The following is a 15,931-nucleotide window of genomic DNA, read 5'->3' as shown; positions in this document are numbered from 1 at the left end:
TCGCGCGCTACCGCGGCGACCTCGCCGAGTCACTGCCCGCGGGATTGCCCCCGCCGGACGCTCGGTACGCGATACCCTCGGCGCCGCCACCGAGGTCGCCGCGAGCTTGCCGGGACATACCGGCGAGTTGGTCCTGCTGGCAGCGCGCGAAGCATTCCTGCACGGCGTGCACATCACCGCGGACATCGCCGCTATTGCCGCACTAACGATTTCGGTGATCGCAGTAGTTCGGCTGCGCCATATTCCCGCGGGGACACCCGAGCAGGACTGACCGGTCAGGTGCGCTGATCCTGGGCGAGCACCGCGATCGCTTCGGTGAGCCGAGCTCCGTCCGGCAGATTCTTGCCACGGGTGATCATCCACAGCACACCGAGCCCCTGGGTGAGCACGAAATACAGCTCGGCTACCGCGCGCGCGACGTCCTGATCCAGTTCGGGATGTGCCTGCTGGAGCGCACGGGCGATGTCGGCATATGCGCCGGTGAGACTGTCGGTCATGAATTCCTGGGATTCCGGAGTGCGCGCGACGCGCAGCAGGTTCTCCAGGCTCGCCAGCATTCCCTCGCGATTGTTCTCGAACACCTCCGGCATGCCGTCCCACATCTGAGCGAATGCCTCCAGCAGCGGTTTGCCGCTGGTGTCGCCGATCAGCGCCTCCATGCTGTCGCCGATGCCGCTACCGAGCGCCTCCGCCAGCGCCTCGGTGATCAGGCGCTCCTTGGAGCCGAAGTGGTAGCCGATCGCAGCCAGGCTCACCCCCGCCGCCGTGGCGATATCTCGTGCGGTGGTCTTCGCGACACCGCGTTCCACGATGGCTTTACGTGCTCCCGCCAGTAGATCTTCTCGGTTTCCCATGCTTCCCACCATACAACGTCTAAGACATTCGTACTAGACAGGCGTGCGACAAATGTGTTAGACATTCGTCTGACACGAACGTCCTCAGAGGGGAATTGGGATCATGAGCACCACTCGCACACTCCATGTCCTCGTCAGCGGCGGCGGAATCGCAGGCAACGCCGTTGCGCTGCAATTGCTGCGCGCAGGCATCCGCACCACCGTTGTGGAGCGGGCACCCGAGCCGAGACCCGGCGGCCAGGCCGTCGACCTCCGCGGGCCGAGCCGCGAGGTGGCCGGACGGATGGGATTGATGCCGGGCATCCGCAAATATCAGCTCGACGAGCGCGGCATGGCCTATGTCGACGAGAACGGCAGAGAGTTCGCGCGAATGCCCGCCGAAATGTTCGACGGCAAAGGCCCGATCGCGGAAATCGAGATCACCCGCGGCGACCTGAACCAGGTGCTGCTCACCGAACTCGCCACGGCGGGACGCGAACTCGACTACCGCTACGGTGACTGGATCGAGGGCCTCGAACAGGACGACGCCGGTGTCGTGGTGGGCTTCGCGTCGGGCGCCACCGAACGCTTCGATCTCCTCATCGGTGCGGACGGAGTGCACTCGGCGACACGGCGGCTCGCGTTCGGTCCGGAAGAACAGTTCGCGACCTACCTCGGCGGCTACACCTCCTTCTTCACCATCCCGACGCCCGCAGGCGCCGAGCCGGGCTGGTTCAAGATGCACTCGGTCCCCCGCGCCGCGGTCGGGATCCGCCCGGACGCCGAGCCCGCCACCTCGAAGGCGATCATCACGATGCGGACCGCCGCCGACCCGGCGCTGCGCCGCGATGTCGCCGCACAGCACGAACTCATCCGGACCATGCTCGCCGAGGCGGGCTGGGAGACACCGGCGGTACTGTCCGCGATGGCGACGACACCGGACTTCTACTTCGACGAGCTGGCGCGCATCGACATGCCGTCGCTGACGGCCGGGCGGGTCTCGCTACTCGGCGACGCAGGCTTCTGCGGCTCCCCGATGACCGGCATGGGCACTGCGATGGCGATCGTCGGCGCCTACGTGCTGGCCGGCGAAATCGCCGCAACCCCGGACGATCTCGCCGGTGCGCTGGCTCGCTACGAGACCGTCGTCACGCCGTTTCTCGCCAAGGCCAAGGAACTGCCCGGCGGTGGCATCAAGATGATGCTGCCCAACTCGCGTCTCGGCACCAAGATGGCACACGCCAGCATGAAACTGATGACCTCACGGCTGTTCAAGCCGCTGATCATGAAGATGATGACCGACACCGACGACTACACGCTGCCGACGTACTGAGCCTCCGGCCGGGCGACTCCGCGCCGCTCGCTACGCTCGCAGTGTGCGGCAGCAGATCATCATGGACGTCGATACCGGGATCGATGACTCCCTCGCGCTGCTCTATCTGCTGGCCTCCCCGGAGGCCGATATCGTCGGCATCGCCGCGACCGCGGGCAACGTTGCGGCAGCTCGGGTGGCGGCGAACAATCTCGCGTGGCTGGACGTGTGCCGGGCGCCCGACATCGAAGTCGCGCTCGGCGCTGCCGATCCCCTGGCCGTCCCATTGCGCACCACCGAGGACACGCACGGGCCGCAGGGCGTCGGCTACGCGGAACTGCCGGAATCCGCGCGGCCGCTTTCGCACCGCTCGGCCGCCCAGATGTGGGTCGAGTTGGTACGCGAGCGCCCGGGGCAGATCGTCGGCCTGTGCACCGGACCGCTGACGAATCTCGCGCTCGCCCTCCGCGTCGAGCCCGAGTTGCCCCGACTGCTGCGGCGGCTGGTGATCATGGGCGGCGCGTTCAACCACCCCGGCAACACGACGCCGACCAACGAATGGAACGTGCACGTCGACCCGGAGGCGGCCAAGGAAGTTTTCGACGCCTTCTCCGCCGCGCCGCCCGACCGCCGGCCGATCGTGTGCGCGCTCGACGTCACCGAGACCATCGAGATGTATCCCGTCCACCTCGCGCTGCTGGCCGAACGCGCGGGGAGCCTGCCGGTCGAGCAAGTGTCGGAAACCGATTCGCCCGAGGCCCGCTCCGGCGCGAACAACCCCATCGTGCGACACCTGACCGACGCGGTGCGGTTCTACTTCGACTTCCACCACACCTACGACCAGGGGTACCTGGCACATATGCACGACCCGTTCGCGGCGGCGATCGCCCTCGACCCCGCGCTCGCCGCCACCCGCCCGGCGACAGTCGATGTCGAACTGATCGGAACGCTCACCCGAGCAACCACGGTGGCCGATTGGGCCGGGATGTGGGGCCGGGAGCCCAACGCCGACATCGTGATCGGCGCCGATCCCGTTGCGTTCTTCGACCGAATGATCACCAGGATCGGCGATTACGCCCGAGCCGTTTACCCGCCAACAACACCCGAGGATGCGTGATGATCGGCGACAGCAACGACGACAATTCTTATCTCGCCGACTTCCGCACCCGGCTTGACCTGCCCGGAATCATCGACGTCCATACACATTTCATGCCGGAGCAGGTGATGCGCAAGGTGTGGGCATACTTCGATTCCGCGGGTCCGCTGACCGGCAAGCCATGGCCGATCGCCTATCGCGACGACGAGCAGGTCCGGCTCAAAACGTTGCGCGGCTTCGGCGTTCGCGCGTTCACCTCGCTGGTGTACCCACACAAACCTGATATGGCGTCGTGGCTCAATGAATGGACCGCCGACTTCGCCGAACGGACCCCGGACTGCCTGCACACCGCGACGTTCTACCCCGAACACCACGCCGCGAGCTACGTCGAGGCGGCTATCGAGCGCGGCGCCCGGGTGTTCAAGGTGCACATCCAGGTCGGCGATTTCCATCCCGGCGATCCCCTGCTCAATGCGGTCTGGGGGCTGATAGAGGACGCACAGATCCCGGTCCTGATCCACTGCGGTTCCGGACCCGCGCCCGGGGAATACACCGGACCCGAACCCATAGCCGCACTGCTGCAACGTTTCCCGCGGCTGCCGCTGATCATCGCCCACATGGGCACACCGGAGTACTCCGAATTCCTCGACCTGGCCCAGGAGTACGCCGGTGTCCGCCTCGACACCACCATGGTGTGGACCGATTTCAGCGAGGCCGATTCGCCCTTCCCTGCCACCGAACGCGGCAGGCTGCACGACTTCGGTGACCGCATCCTCTTCGGCAGCGACTTCCCGAATATCCCCTATCCCTACGGTCATTCGATCTATGCGCTGGAACGGCTCGAGCTCGGCGACACCTGGCTGCAGCAGGTCTGCTATCGAAACGCCGGTCGGCTTTTCGGTATCGAATGACCGTCGAAGTCCTCAGACGGAGGCGACGGTGAACCTGGTCCTGGAGTGCGCCGGACGCTCGGCCTCATCCAGCAGCGCGACCGCGAAATCCTCCATGGAGATCGTCGAGATCCCCTCCGCGCCTGCCAGCAGTTCGTCGGCGCCCAGCCGGTAGGCGCCGGTGCGCTCCCCCGGTACCAGCTCGGCGGGCGGGCTCACGTAGGTCCAGTCCGCGTCGGCGTCGGCGCGGCAGATCGCCAGCTGTTCGGCGCACGCCTGCGCGATCGGCTGCAGCTCGACCGGGAAATCGGGGATCTCGTGCAGCATCGCGCCGTCGGCGCCCGGCACAATCAGGGTGGACGCGCCCCCGACGACCAGCAATCGAACGCCGGTCCGCGCCGAACCGGCCAACAGCACCGCGGTGAGCGCGGCCAGCTCGTGCTCACGACCCGACGCCGGTCGCGTCGCGGTGACCATCACATCCGCTGCGGCGCCGAGCATCTCGACGTCGACCGGATTCGAGGCATCGCCGGTGCGGAGTTCCGCTCCGGAAGGCACCGCCGCCGCGCGCGACGGGTCACGAACCACCGCGACGACCTCATGACCTCGCGAGAGCGCCTCGGCCACCACCCGGCTGCCCACGTCACCCGCCGCGCCGAACACTGTAATGCGCATGATGTCTGCCTCCTTCGGGCCATCGCCCGCTGCGATTGCTTAGCCCTAAGAAACATAGCTTAGCGATAAGCAAACTTCCTATGAGATAACTCACCGCTGAGATATTCGCTAGGCTGCGGAGGTGGCCGATCATGTCGAACAGCTGCTCATGCAGTGGCAAGTACAACGCCCCGACCTGGACGTCTCCCCGATGGCTGTCTTCGGACGGCTCACCAGGCTTTCCCAATTGGCCGGCGCCGAACTGCGCAAAACCTTTGCCGCGCACGGACTCGACGCCGCATCGTTCGATGTGCTCGCCACGCTGCGCCGCAACGATCCCCCGCACCGCCTGACGCCCACCGAACTCATGCGCTCCGCCATGGTCACCTCCGGCGCCATCACCCAACGCCTGGACCGCCTGGAGGAGCGCGGCCTGGTGAGCCGCGCCCGCAGCGAGCACGACGGCCGCGGCATTCTGGTGACACTCACCGAGGCCGGGCGCGAACTCATCGACGCCGCACTCCCCGACCACGTGGCGACCGAACAACGACTATTGGCGCCACTGTCGGCCGCCCAACGCGACGCGCTCGCCGACACATTGCGCACACTGCTCGAAACCTTCGGCGATATCGCCTGATTCGACACGCGCCACCGGGTTCACGGTGGCGTCCGGGTTGCTCAGCCGGCAAAGTCGATCCGAATCGTCAGCAGGTTGGTGCCGAAGGCGCGGACCATCGCGCTGTTCATGCCCGGCAGCGTGGCAAGTCGGGCGACGGCGTCATCCTCGGGCATCAGGTGCGCGACGCCGTCATGCCATTGGTTCCCGATGTGCACGCGCGCAGCGGGTTTCGCCTTGATGTTGCGGACATAGTCGGATTGGTCGCCATGATTGGACACCATCCAGAAGGTCGCGCCCACTTTCTTCCCGCCCACCGGCGTACGGTGTGGCGCACCGGGCTTGCGCCCAGTTGTCTCCAGCAGGATCTGGTCCCGCATCCGCGTGGTGATCGGGTCCTCGCCGAGGTGATCGAACGCGGCAAGACCCACGGCGACATCCCCCCGCACGCCGCTGTCGCGCCGGTCGTGAAACAAGCTTTCGGTGTGCTCTGGTACCGGATCTGTTCCAGCCGAACGCGCTGCACGCCGGCGGCGGCGAGCGAACCCGCCGCCGGGCTGACCACCCAGCGGCGCGCATAGCGGGGTTTGGTTCACTCAGAGGCATGAGCGATCTCTTCGTCAAGATCTGCGGCCTGCGCACCGAACAGGATGTGGACACCGCGGTGGCGGCCGGGGCCGACGCGATCGGCTTCGTTTTCGCGGCGAGTCCACGCAAGGTCGACGCGGCGACCGCCCACCGACTCGCACAGCGCGTGCCCGCGCAGGTGCTGACCGTCGGGGTCTTCCGCGGCCAGTCTGTCGACGAGGTCGTGCAGGTGACGCGGGACAGCGGCATCCGCGCCGTCCAACTGCACGGCGACGAGGGCCCGGAGTACTACGCGGCGCTGCGCGCGCCCGGCCGCACCCTCATCCGCGCCACCGCCGCCACCCAGGTGCCCGCCCGATGTGGCGAACTCGGTGAAGACCTCCTGCTCCTGGACGCACCGGATCCCGGCTCGGGCCTGCCGTGGAACTGGGCGTCACCAGAGTTCACCGTGCCGACCGGCCGGTGGCTCCTGGCAGGCGGCTTGCACCCCGGCAACGTCCGTCATGCCGCCGAAGCGACCGGCGCGTGGGGTGTCGACGTGTCGAGCGGAGTGGAAAGCGAACGGGGCGTGAAGTCCCCGGATCTGATCCGCGCCTTCCTCGCAGCGGCGCGCGGATAGCCGCGCTCAGGCCTGCCAAGCAGTGGGCTGCGCGCCGGTCGAGGGACAGTATGACGAAGCCGTAGACCACCGCGCGGCCGGGCGGTCATGCTTTTTCGCGAAGTTCGAAACTGTTTGTCGCCTCGCCATATTCGAGACGGTGAGACAGACAGCTGGGGGCGGCTGAGACCCGAGTGCGATCAAGTGCGCGACTCGCCGATGCGGCTGCCGAAAGAGTCTCTGGCCTCTTGTTCGCCGTCCACCCGTCTGCGAAAGTGATTGCCCGTCAGCACGAAAGCGGAAGTAGGCGAACTCGACGGTGATGTCGCTGCTGTGGATCATGTTGCCTTACAGCGCCTTTCTCTCTTTCGCCGTAGGCCACCTATGGCGATACCGACGCGACCGATTCCGCTCCTACCTCGCGCACCCGGACATGGACCGCGCACAACGCCTCGGATCGACCGTGTTTCCCGTCGGTTTCGGCACTGTGGTCGCCGCACGCATCACCGACATGATCTCCTCCGGAGCACACAGCCGCCCCGAGGGCACCCTCTATGTCGCCATCCTCGTCGTCGAAATGACCGCGGGCGTCATAGCGACGACAGGCGCGGTGTTGCTGTTCGTTCCCGATCTGATCGCCAGCCCCGCTCGGCCCGCGATCACCTGGCTGGACCGCATCACGCTGCCGGTCTTGGTCGCGGGCCTATTGTCCGGCGTGATGATCAGATTCGACCCGAACTCCTCCGGCAACGGATACCGGACCGCCGAATCGCTGTTCGCCTGGTTCCGCTCGCTGTTCACGCTCCATCCGAACCCCGATGCCATGCAACACGCCCCACTGATCTATCAGGCTCGCGGCCTTATCCTGGTGCTGCTCATCGCAATGTGGCCTTACACCCGGCTCGCCGGGATCTTCGCGGGCCCGGTCATCCGGTTGTCGCTGAGGAGACGGCGCCAGCTCCGGCAACCATTCGGGACACGAACGGCACCGGAGCATTGAGCGCCCGCATCGGCAGGCACGGATCCATCCACCGAAGCAGAACTTATGCTCAGCCGTGACGTCTGTCGCCCATCACCAGTTCACCGAGTCGCGCTTCGGACTCGGGCGAGAACGGGTCCTGCAGCGCCCGATATGCGGCAACGGCTTGCCCGGTGTCCTCGGCGACCAGGTCGGCGTTGATCTGGGCCGCGGTGGCCCCGCCCGCCGCCGCGGCGGCGCCCACCTGGGCGGTCAAGTCGGTGACGTTGCCCGCTACCCACACGCCGGGCGATTCGGTGCGGCCGGTGGGCTCGGCGGGCAGAAATTCACCCATTCCCGACGGATGCTGCGACGGAAGCAGTCCGAGCGAGGCGAGCATGTCACCCCGCGCCACCATCCGCGGTTGGACCGCCAGCGCGGTTCGGCGGACCACGGCGCCATCGCTCAGTCGCACTCCAGCAAGACGGTCCTCGACGACTTCCAGTGCGGCGACCTCACCCCGCACCACCGGGATGCCGCGGGCCGCGAGTTGCTCCGCCTCCGCGCCGGTCGGCGGCGGCATGGTGTGCGAGAAGAATGTGACGTCGGCGCTCCACTGACGAAACAGCAAGGCCTGCCGCACCGCCATCGGACCGCAGGCGAGCACACCGATGGCGTGGTCACGGACCTCCCAGCCGTGACAGTACGGGCAGTGCAGCACATCCCGGCCCCAGCGCTCGCGCAGGCCGGGTAGGTCGGGAAGCTCGTCGACCAGCCCGGTGGTCACCAGCAGCCGGCGCGCTCGCACAGACCTGCCGTCGGCCAGCGCCACCTGGAACCCCTCGGCCTCGCGGCCTACCGCGCCGACCTCCCCGGCAACGACATGTCCGCCATAGCCACGCACCTCGGCCCGACCGCGCTCCAACAATTCGCCCGGCGCAATCCCCTCCCGCGCCAGCAGCCCGTGCACGCCCGCGGCCGGTGCGTTGCGCGGGGCGCCCGCGTCGATCACCACCACCGTCCGCCGTGCACGGGTCAGCATGAGCGCTGCGCTCAACCCCGCAGCGCCACCGCCGACAATCACCACGTCATAGCCATCACTCAGCTGATCGGTCACCATGACCACCTCCTCGGTTCCACCATGAGAGACACCGAACGATTTCGGCAAGATTGTTTGCCAATACGGCAAACCCGGAAGGCATGGACGACGACCCCTATCACGCGCTCGACGCAGTCGGCCGCAGTGCCGCACCCGCCTCGCGCGGTAGGCTCGACCAGGTGCATGTCGTCATCATCGGTTCGGGGATCTCGGGTCTCTCGACAGCGGCCGAGCTGCTTCGCGCCGAGCACGAGGTCACCGTCGTGAGCGCGGAACCGATCAGCGCGACGACGTCGTTTCTTGCTGCGGCCGTATGGTTTCCGACCGCAGCGGGTCCGGCCGATCGTGTCGGCGTGTGGAGCACGGAGACATTCGCTCATCTGGAAGCCCGTGCCGCCGCCGGTGCGCCCGGGGTGCGCATGTGCGAATCGCTGGCGCTGTATCGGAGCCAACCCCCGACGCCGATGTGGTCGGGCACCGTGCGCGCGTTCCGCGCCGCCGACAACGACGAGCTTCCGCCCGGCTATGCGTTCGGATTCGGATTCGCCGTTCCGCTCGTCGAGATGCCCGTGTTTCTGCCGCATCTTCACGAGGAGGTCGACGCGGCAGGGGCACGGTGGATCCGGCGGACGGTGCGCCGACTCGACGATGTCAGCGATCTGGCACCGGACGTCGTGGTCAACTGTGCCGGATTGCGCGCGGGAGAACTGGTCAACGACCCGACCATCTATCCGATTCGCGGGCAAATCGTTCGCGTGACCAATCCAGGGCTGACCGTATCGGTCCGCGACGAAGCGCATCCACTCGGTCGTGCGTATGTCCACCCGCGCGAAAACGACTGCATCCTCGGCGGCTCCCTCGATGCGGAGGAATGGGATCTGACTCCGAATCCTGCTCTGACACAGTCGATCCTGGACAGGTGCCGCGATCTCGCCCCGCGACTGGCCGGCAGCCGGGTGATCGAAACGCTCGTCGGCTTGCGGCCGGGCCGCAGCGAGGTTCGACTCGAGCTGGACCGCTCTAGCCCGATACCGGTGATCCACAATTACGGTCACGGCGGTTCCGGCATCACCATCGGTTACGGCTGCGCACGCGAAGTCGCGACGATCGTCGACGGCCTCTGACCGCACACCTCGGCCAGGAATACCCCGGGCGAGAACACAATCCGTCCACCAGCAACGGTGGCCATCGAGAGCCGCACCTGGTCGTGCGGCTGTCCGATCGCCTGGGACACGACCGAGGCCGCCCCGTCGACCCTCAGCGGTCGAAGGCGTCGAGTATCTCTTCGGCCGCCAGTGCCGCGGTAAGAGTGCCGTCGCGAACCTGTTTCTCCACTTGGGCCCGAATGGCTTTCACGTTCGGATTGTCCGCGAGGCGGCGCAACAACTGGTCATGAACCATGGTCCAGGTCCAGTCGATCTGCTGGCGGCGGCGCTTCTCGTCGAATTCCCCTGCGTCGGTGAGAACTCGGCGGTGTTCGAGGACAGTGTCCCAGAACTTGTCCAGGCCATGACCTTCCAGACCGCTCATGGTGAGAACCGGTGGGCGCCACAGAGCGTCGTGCGGGTGGATGAGGCGCAGCGCGCCCGCAAGTTCGCGGGCAGCGGCCTTGGCTTCGAGTTCGTGTTTGCCGTCGGCTTTGTTCACCGCGACCAGGTCTGCGAGTTCGAGGACACCTTTCTTGATGCCCTGCAACTGATCTCCGGTCCTGGCCAGGGTCAGGAAGCAGAAGACGTCGACCATATTGGCGACCGTCACCTCGGACTGGCCGACGCCGACGGTCTCGACCAGAATTACGTCGTATCCTGCGGCTTCGAGCAGGACGATGGTTTCGCGCGTCGCCTTGGCGACGCCGCCGAGGGTGCCTGCCGTCGGCGACGGGCGAATGTAGGCGTTGCGCTCCAACGACAGTCGTGCCATGCGGGTCTTGTCACCGAGGATGGAGCCGCCGGTCCGGGTGGAGGACGGGTCGACCGCCAGTACCGCGACGCGGTGCCCCTTACCGATCAGATCCATGCCGAGCGCGTCGATGAAGGTCGACTTGCCGACACCAGGAACACCGGTGATACCGACCCGATTCGACACCACGACGTTCTCGGAGTCGGCCTCGGGAGTCAGCTGCAGCAGCAGTCGCTGCGCCAGGGCCCGGTGATCGGCCCGTGTCGATTCGACCAACGTGATCGCTCGCGCCAAGGCGGCCCGCTCGTTGTCGCGGACCGCCTCGGCGAGTGCGTCTACGTCGATGACGCGTCTGCTCATTCGGCGCTGGTGGAGTCCACAGCGCCGCTACCGATCTCGTGTCCGAGCTCGCCTGCGAGCTTCTTCAACAGATCGATCGCCGCGTCGGCGATGACGGTGCCCGGTGGGAAGATGGCCGCCGCGCCCGCCTCGTACAGCTCGTCGAAGTCACCGGGCGGAATGACGCCGCCGACGATGACCATGATGTCGGGTCGCCCGACATCGGCCAGTGCCTGCCGCAGGGCGGGCACCAGCGTGAGGTGACCTGCCGCGAGCGAGGACACACCGACCACGTGCACGTCGTTGTCGGCCGCCTGCTGCGCCACCTCTTCCGGAGTCTGGAACAGTGGACCCACATCGACGTCGAAGCCGAGGTCGGCGAAGGCCGTTGCGATCACCTTCTGACCCCGGTCGTGCCCGTCCTGGCCCATCTTCGCGACCAGGATGCGGGGGCGACGGCCTTCCGCTTCGGCGAACTCCTCGACCAGATCGATCGCCTTACTGATGTTGGTCACCTTCCCCGCCTCGTCGCGGTACACACCGGAGAGCGTACGGATTTCGGCCTGGTGGCGGCCGTACACCTGTTCCAGCGCGTCGGAGATTTCGCCGACGGTGGCCTTGGCGCGCGCCGCGTTGATGGCCAACGCGAGCAGGTTGTTCTCCATGCCGCCCTCGGAAGAGGATGCCGCACGGGTCAATTCAGCCAGCGCCCGCTGGACCTGCGCCGAATCCCGTTCAGCGCGTAGCCGTTGCAACTTCTCGATCTGCTCGGCGCGCACCCGCGAGTTCTCGACCTTGAGCACCTCGACTTGCTGGTCCTCTTCGACCTGGTACTTGTTGACGCCGATCACCGGCTGCTGGCCGGTGTCGATACGCGCCTGGGTGCGGGCGGCGGCTTCCTCGATGCGCAGCTTCGGGATGCCCTCGCCGATGGCCTGCGCCATGCCGCCGTGCGCTTCTACCTCGGCGATATGGGCGCGGGCCCGGTTGGCCAGCTGATGGGTGAGCCACTCGACGTAATACGAGCCGCCCCACGGGTCGATCGGCCGGGTCGTGTTGGACTCCTGCTGAATCAGCAGCTGGGTGTTGCGGGCGATGCGGGCGGAGAAGTCCGTCGGCAGCGCGAGCGCCTCGTCGAGGGCGTTGGTGTGCAGCGACTGGGTGTGCCCCTGGGTCGCGGCCATCGCCTCGATGCAGGTGCGCGCCACATTGTTGTAGGCGTCCTGCGCGGTGAGCGACCAGCCCGAGGTCTGCGAATGGGTGCGCAGCGAGAGCGATTTCGCGCTCTTCGGCTCGAACTTCGCGACCAGCTCGCTCCATAGCAGACGTCCGGCCCGCAGCTTGGCGACCTCCATGAAGAAGTTCATGCCGATGGCCCAGAAGAACGATAGCCGCGGCGCGAACTTGTCGACCTCCATGCCCGCGGCGATACCGGCGCGGATGTACTCGACCCCGTCGGCGAGGGTGTAGGCCAACTCCAGGTCGGCGGTCGCGCCCGCTTCCTGAATGTGGTACCCGGAGATGGAGATCGAGTTGAACTTCGGCATCTTCGCGCTGGTGTAGGCGAAGATGTCGGAGATGATCCGCATCGAGGGCTTGGGTGGATAGATATAGGTATTGCGGACCATGAACTCCTTCAGAATGTCGTTCTGAATGGTCCCGGCCAGTTGTTCCGGCGTCACGCCCTGTTCTTCCGCCGCGACGACGTACAGCGCGAGGATCGGCAGCACCGCACCGTTCATGGTCATCGAGACGCTGACCTGGTCGAGCGGAATGTGGTCGAACAGCTGACGCATGTCGAGAATGGAATCGATGGCCACGCCCGCCATTCCGACATCACCCTGGACGCGCGGGTGGTCGGAATCGTAGCCACGGTGGGTCGCCAGGTCGAACGCGACCGACAACCCCTTCTGCCCGGCCTGAAGATTGCGGCGGTAGAAGGCATTCGAGTCGGCGGCGGTGGAGAAGCCCGCGTACTGCCGAATGGTCCACGGCTGGTTGACGTACATCGTCGGGTACGGGCCGCGCAGGAACGGTGCGATGCCGGGCACGCTGTCGAGCGGATATCCTTCCGCCGCAACAGCATCCCGATCGGCCTTGGTGAACACCGGTGGCACCTCGATACCTTCCGGCGTCGACCACACCAGCTGCTCGGGGGCGTAGTTGTTCGCCTCGGCCGCCCCCTGAACGAAGGCATCAACCTGCGCGGCGTCCACCGCGGCGGGTCGCGCGGGATGCTCGGCCAGCGGCACATCGGCGAAACTGCCGATCACATGCTTGATTTCGCGAGTAGTCATCAGGCTCCTACCTTTTCCAGCAGGCCGGACAGGGCAGCGACCGCGTCGATACGTGCCGCGAGGTAACCGTCCGGACGCTGCGCGCCGCTCAGCTCCGCGACTGCCTGCTGCGCACCTGCCAGCAACACCGTCTCGATTCCGGCCGCACGCAATGCCTCGACCGCCGCGCCCGCATCGGTGCCGTAGCGCTTGTCCGAACCACACAGCACCGCGATCGTGGCACCGGATTCCGTTGCCGCCGTACTGATTCCGTCGGCCGCCAGCGGACCGGGATTGATCGACTCGATGCCGCCGGAGGCCAGCAGGTTGGCGATGAAGGTGACCCGCACATTGTGCTCGGCGACCGAGCCGAGCGGCACGAGCAGCGCACGCGGCCGGGAGCCCTCGGCCGCCAGGTAGGCGTCCGAGCGATTGCGCAGCGCCTCGAACCTGGCCCCGTAGCGGGCGGTCCGCGATTCCTGACGCGCGGCCTCCGACAGCGGTTGTTCGGCCAGGTTGGGGAACTCGTTCACCCCGGTGACAGCGGTCTTGCGGTGCGCGACATCGGAATCCCGTGCCGCCCTTGTCGCGGTGATCCGCTCGGCGAGCAAACCGGAGTCCAGCGCGGCCTGGTAGCCGCCCGCGGCCTCGAGCTCCTGCATGAACTCCCAGGCCTTCGCCGCGAGCGCGGCGGTGAGATCTTCGACGTACCAGGAACCGGCGCCCGGATCCTGCACGTGCCCGAGGCGTGATTCCTCGAGCAACAGCAGCTGTGTGTTGCGAGCCATGCGGTCGGCGAACGGTTTGGAGACGCCGAGCTCACCCGCGGGCAGGGCCGAATCGAACGGCAGCACCGTCACGGTGTCCGCACCACCGACACCCGCGCCGAACGCGGCGAGCGTGGTGCGCAGCATATTCACCCATGGGTCGCGCTGGGTCATCATGGCCGCGGAAGTCACGGCATGCTGGGGCGCACCGCCGAACGCGGGTGCGCCGCAGACGTGCGCGACACGGGCCCAGAGTTGCCGGGCCGCACGGAGTTTCGCGATGGTGGCGAACTGGTCGTCGGTCGCGGCGAAGCGGAACTCGAGCTGACCCAGCGCATCCGCGACGTCCTGCGTCTCGGTGAGGGCACGCAGATACTCCAGACCGGCCGCTACCGCGGCACCGAGCTCCTGAGCGTCCGAGGCGCCCGCGTCGTGGAAGACGGTGCCGTCCACGGTGATTGCGCGCACGGTCTCGGCCCGGGCTATGGCCTGCCCGGCCAGGCCCAGCGCCTCGGCCAGGTCGACATCCGACGTCGACGCGAAGCGGCTGGTGAGCGGGGCCGCCCCGAGTCCGACCTGAATGTCCGCGCGCGGGGACAGCTCGTAGCCATCGAGAACGGTGAAGACCTGCGCGGCAGCGGCGGTAGCCGCACCACCGGCGTCCAACGTCAGCGGAGCCAACTCGAACAGCACCCCCGACAATGCCGCGGGCAGTTCGGCCACCGGCACGCCACGCTCACCGACGCCGAGCCACACCGCGCTGATGCCGTTCGCCAGACCGAACATGATCTCGCGGTTCGCCGTCGCGGCATCGTGCGCGCCGACGTAGGCGCTCACATACCAGCCGCGGTTCACGTCACGGGTCGCGTCCCGGCCACGCACGAACGGGAAGGCGCCGGGCAGCGGCTGCTCCGGCCGCTCGTCACGGCGGGTGTAGAGCGGGTTGACCGTGAGCCCGTCGTAGGTGGTCTCCGCGAGCAGCCGCTCGGGCTCGGCGGGAAGATCGGCGGGGTCGATCTTGCGGGCCTTCGCCAGCACCCCGGCCACGCCCTTGCGCCATGCGGCGTATTCGGGCACCGGATCCGCCGTCGGATCTGAAGCAATCGGCATAGCTGCGTTTCCTCTTCCACTCGATTACGGGCGCACCCACTGTGTGCGCCCGATACCGTCGTATTCGCCCAGCTCAGCGAGCACTTAGGTTAACGAGCATTCGTCCCGTTTCCTTTGATGCTAGCGGGAGGTATCCGGTCGGTTGATCGTGGCCGCCACTACCAACCGGTAACCTCGCAGTGGTGACCAGATTGATCCGTGACCCGCGTATCGCCGCGCTGCTCGTCGGCGGCGGCGTGCTATTCGTCGCGGCGATGCTGGTCCCGCTACCGAGCCCGCAGCAGCTGCAGCAGTGGGCGAGCACGGTCGGTCCACTCTTCCCGCTGCTGTTCTTCGTGGTGCACGCACTGGTCACCGTAGCGCCGGTGCCACGCACGGTGTTGACGGTGAGCGCCGGGGTGCTCTTCGGTCCCGCACTCGGCATCACGCTCGCGGTCTCGGCCACCACCGTCAGCGCCGCCCTGGCGATCCTGCTCGTGCGCGCGCTCGATCGGGACCGCGTGGCGGCGCATCTCACCCACCCGGCCGTGCGCGCCATCGACGATCGCCTGGAACGCCGCGGCTGGCTGGCCGTCGGTTCGCTGCGGCTGATCGCGTTCGCGCCGTTCTCGGTGATCAACTATTGCTGCGGGTTGTCCTCGATCAGGTTCTGGCCCTACATGGTCGCCACCGTCGCCGGCATCCTGCCCGGCACCGTGGGCACCGTCATCCTCGGCGACGCGCTCACCGGCGGCACCCATCCCGCCATGTTCGTGGTATCGGCCGTCTGTATTGCCGTCGGGATCATCGGCCTCGTCGTCGATGCGCGATGGACGCAGACCCACCGATCCGCCCCGGCCGCGGCTGCTCCCGCGCAGGTCTCGGTGTCCGAGTAGGGCACACCGGCGACGCGCACA

The 15,931-nt window shown here is 67.3% G+C and carries 16 protein-coding genes; 9 read left to right on the top strand and 7 right to left on the bottom strand.

Annotated features, from left to right (window positions below; genetic code table 11):
• Positions 1–106 precede the first annotated feature (106 nt).
• Positions 107–271, top strand: a complete 165-nt coding sequence (locus tag ACFU4Z_RS25585) for a hypothetical protein (RefSeq protein WP_379067249.1) — start codon at positions 107–109, stop codon at positions 269–271.
• A gap of 4 nt (positions 272–275) precedes the next feature.
• Here ACFU4Z_RS25585 and ACFU4Z_RS25580 read toward each other — a convergent pair whose 3' ends face one another.
• On the bottom strand, positions 276–854 hold the full coding sequence (locus ACFU4Z_RS25580) for a TetR/AcrR family transcriptional regulator (protein ID WP_379067247.1): 579 nt from the start codon (positions 852–854) through the stop codon (positions 276–278).
• Positions 855–957: 103 nt separating this feature from the next.
• Here ACFU4Z_RS25580 and ACFU4Z_RS25575 point away from each other — a divergent pair, with 103 nt between their 5' ends.
• The 3 genes from ACFU4Z_RS25575 (at position 958) to ACFU4Z_RS25565 (ending at position 4,152) form a co-directional block, all read left to right on the top strand.
• Positions 958–2,166, top strand: a complete 1,209-nt coding sequence (locus ACFU4Z_RS25575) for an FAD-dependent monooxygenase (protein WP_379067245.1) — start codon at positions 958–960, stop codon at positions 2,164–2,166.
• 61 nt (positions 2,167–2,227) lie between these two features.
• Positions 2,228–3,262, top strand: a complete 1,035-nt coding sequence (locus tag ACFU4Z_RS25570; protein ID WP_379067389.1) for a nucleoside hydrolase — start codon at positions 2,228–2,230, stop codon at positions 3,260–3,262.
• Positions 3,262–4,152 (top strand): amidohydrolase family protein, encoded by an 891-nt coding sequence (locus ACFU4Z_RS25565; protein WP_379067243.1) that lies wholly within the window; start codon positions 3,262–3,264, stop codon positions 4,150–4,152. Before ACFU4Z_RS25570 ends, ACFU4Z_RS25565 begins: the two co-directional genes overlap by 1 nt.
• 12 nt (positions 4,153–4,164) lie before the next feature.
• Here ACFU4Z_RS25565 and ACFU4Z_RS25560 read toward each other — a convergent pair whose 3' ends face one another.
• Positions 4,165–4,806 carry an NAD(P)-dependent oxidoreductase gene (locus tag ACFU4Z_RS25560; protein WP_379067241.1) on the bottom strand — a complete coding sequence of 214 codons (642 nt, stop codon included), beginning with the start codon at positions 4,804–4,806 and terminating at the stop codon, positions 4,165–4,167.
• A 121-nt stretch (positions 4,807–4,927) separates the two neighbouring features.
• On the opposite strand from ACFU4Z_RS25560, the gene ACFU4Z_RS25555 reads away from it, so the two are divergent.
• Positions 4,928–5,422 carry a MarR family winged helix-turn-helix transcriptional regulator gene (locus ACFU4Z_RS25555; RefSeq protein WP_379067239.1) on the top strand — a complete coding sequence of 165 codons (495 nt, stop codon included), beginning with the start codon at positions 4,928–4,930 and terminating at the stop codon, positions 5,420–5,422.
• 41 nt (positions 5,423–5,463) lie between these two features.
• On the opposite strand, the gene ACFU4Z_RS25550 is transcribed toward ACFU4Z_RS25555, so the two are convergent.
• Entirely contained in the window at positions 5,464–5,781 is a 318-nt protein-coding gene (locus ACFU4Z_RS25550) for a nitroreductase/quinone reductase family protein (protein WP_379067387.1), read from the bottom strand.
• A gap of 224 nt (positions 5,782–6,005) precedes the next feature.
• Between ACFU4Z_RS25550 and ACFU4Z_RS25545 the strand changes: the two genes are divergently transcribed.
• Positions 6,006–6,608: a phosphoribosylanthranilate isomerase gene (locus ACFU4Z_RS25545; RefSeq protein WP_379067237.1), complete on the top strand. Its 603-nt coding sequence runs from the start codon at positions 6,006–6,008 to the stop codon at positions 6,606–6,608.
• Between the two features lie 301 nt (positions 6,609–6,909).
• A complete protein-coding gene (locus ACFU4Z_RS25540) occupies positions 6,910–7,587 on the top strand; it encodes a respiratory nitrate reductase subunit gamma (protein ID WP_379067385.1) in 678 nt (225 codons plus the stop codon).
• A 49-nt stretch (positions 7,588–7,636) separates the two neighbouring features.
• Here the strand turns inward: ACFU4Z_RS25540 and ACFU4Z_RS25535 are convergent, their stop codons facing one another.
• Positions 7,637–8,665, bottom strand: a complete 1,029-nt coding sequence (locus ACFU4Z_RS25535) for an NAD(P)/FAD-dependent oxidoreductase (RefSeq protein ID WP_379067235.1) — start codon at positions 8,663–8,665, stop codon at positions 7,637–7,639.
• 80 nt (positions 8,666–8,745) lie between these two features.
• Here ACFU4Z_RS25535 and ACFU4Z_RS25530 point away from each other — a divergent pair, with 80 nt between their 5' ends.
• Positions 8,746–9,768, top strand: a complete 1,023-nt coding sequence (locus ACFU4Z_RS25530) for an FAD-dependent oxidoreductase (protein ID WP_379067233.1) — start codon at positions 8,746–8,748, stop codon at positions 9,766–9,768.
• A gap of 133 nt (positions 9,769–9,901) precedes the next feature.
• Here ACFU4Z_RS25530 and meaB read toward each other — a convergent pair whose 3' ends face one another.
• From meaB to ACFU4Z_RS25515, 3 genes are read right to left on the bottom strand one after another with little or no spacing between them, the layout of a single operon-like run.
• Entirely contained in the window at positions 9,902–10,903 is a 1,002-nt protein-coding gene (gene meaB, locus ACFU4Z_RS25525) for a methylmalonyl Co-A mutase-associated GTPase MeaB (RefSeq protein WP_379067231.1), read from the bottom strand.
• On the bottom strand, positions 10,900–13,179 hold the full coding sequence (scpA, locus tag ACFU4Z_RS25520) for a methylmalonyl-CoA mutase (RefSeq protein ID WP_379067229.1): 2,280 nt from the start codon (positions 13,177–13,179) through the stop codon (positions 10,900–10,902). The genes meaB and scpA overlap by 4 nt, the downstream gene beginning before the upstream one ends.
• A complete protein-coding gene (locus ACFU4Z_RS25515) occupies positions 13,179–15,035 on the bottom strand; it encodes a methylmalonyl-CoA mutase family protein (protein ID WP_379067227.1) in 1,857 nt (618 codons plus the stop codon). The genes scpA and ACFU4Z_RS25515 overlap by 1 nt, the downstream gene beginning before the upstream one ends.
• Positions 15,036–15,217: 182 nt before the next feature.
• Between ACFU4Z_RS25515 and ACFU4Z_RS25510 the strand changes: the two genes are divergently transcribed.
• Positions 15,218–15,910, top strand: coding sequence for a TVP38/TMEM64 family protein (locus ACFU4Z_RS25510; protein ID WP_379067225.1), 693 nt, complete (start codon positions 15,218–15,220; stop codon positions 15,908–15,910).
• Positions 15,911–15,931 lie beyond the last annotated feature (21 nt).

This window comes from Nocardia sp. NPDC057440 (genome assembly GCF_042802915.1).
GTDB lineage: Bacteria > Actinomycetota > Actinomycetes > Mycobacteriales > Mycobacteriaceae > Nocardia.
The sequence above is the reverse complement of the archived record's forward strand: the minus strand, read 5'-3'. Positions and strand labels throughout refer to the sequence as shown.

Excerpts from the sequence above, each read along its gene's own strand:
- scpA (WP_379067229.1), bottom strand. The coding sequence starts at position 13,179 with ATGACTACTCGCGAAATCAAGCATGTGATCGGCAGTTTCGCCGATGTG.
- ACFU4Z_RS25535 (WP_379067235.1), bottom strand. The coding sequence starts at position 8,665 with ATGGTGACCGATCAGCTGAGTGATGGCTATGACGTGGTGATTGTCGGC.
- ACFU4Z_RS25570 (WP_379067389.1), top strand. The coding sequence starts at position 2,228 with ATGGACGTCGATACCGGGATCGATGACTCCCTCGCGCTGCTCTATCTG.
- meaB (WP_379067231.1), bottom strand. The coding sequence starts at position 10,903 with ATGAGCAGACGCGTCATCGACGTAGACGCACTCGCCGAGGCGGTCCGC.
- ACFU4Z_RS25580 (WP_379067247.1), bottom strand. The coding sequence starts at position 854 with ATGGGAAACCGAGAAGATCTACTGGCGGGAGCACGTAAAGCCATCGTG.
- ACFU4Z_RS25560 (WP_379067241.1), bottom strand. The coding sequence starts at position 4,806 with ATGCGCATTACAGTGTTCGGCGCGGCGGGTGACGTGGGCAGCCGGGTG.
- ACFU4Z_RS25575 (WP_379067245.1), top strand. The coding sequence starts at position 958 with ATGAGCACCACTCGCACACTCCATGTCCTCGTCAGCGGCGGCGGAATC.
- ACFU4Z_RS25545 (WP_379067237.1), top strand. The coding sequence starts at position 6,006 with ATGAGCGATCTCTTCGTCAAGATCTGCGGCCTGCGCACCGAACAGGAT.
- ACFU4Z_RS25515 (WP_379067227.1), bottom strand. The coding sequence starts at position 15,035 with ATGCCGATTGCTTCAGATCCGACGGCGGATCCGGTGCCCGAATACGCC.
- ACFU4Z_RS25565 (WP_379067243.1), top strand. The coding sequence starts at position 3,262 with ATGATCGGCGACAGCAACGACGACAATTCTTATCTCGCCGACTTCCGC.
- ACFU4Z_RS25530 (WP_379067233.1), top strand. The coding sequence starts at position 8,746 with ATGGACGACGACCCCTATCACGCGCTCGACGCAGTCGGCCGCAGTGCC.
- ACFU4Z_RS25540 (WP_379067385.1), top strand. The coding sequence starts at position 6,910 with ATGTCGCTGCTGTGGATCATGTTGCCTTACAGCGCCTTTCTCTCTTTC.
- ACFU4Z_RS25550 (WP_379067387.1), bottom strand. The coding sequence starts at position 5,781 with ATGCGGGACCAGATCCTGCTGGAGACAACTGGGCGCAAGCCCGGTGCG.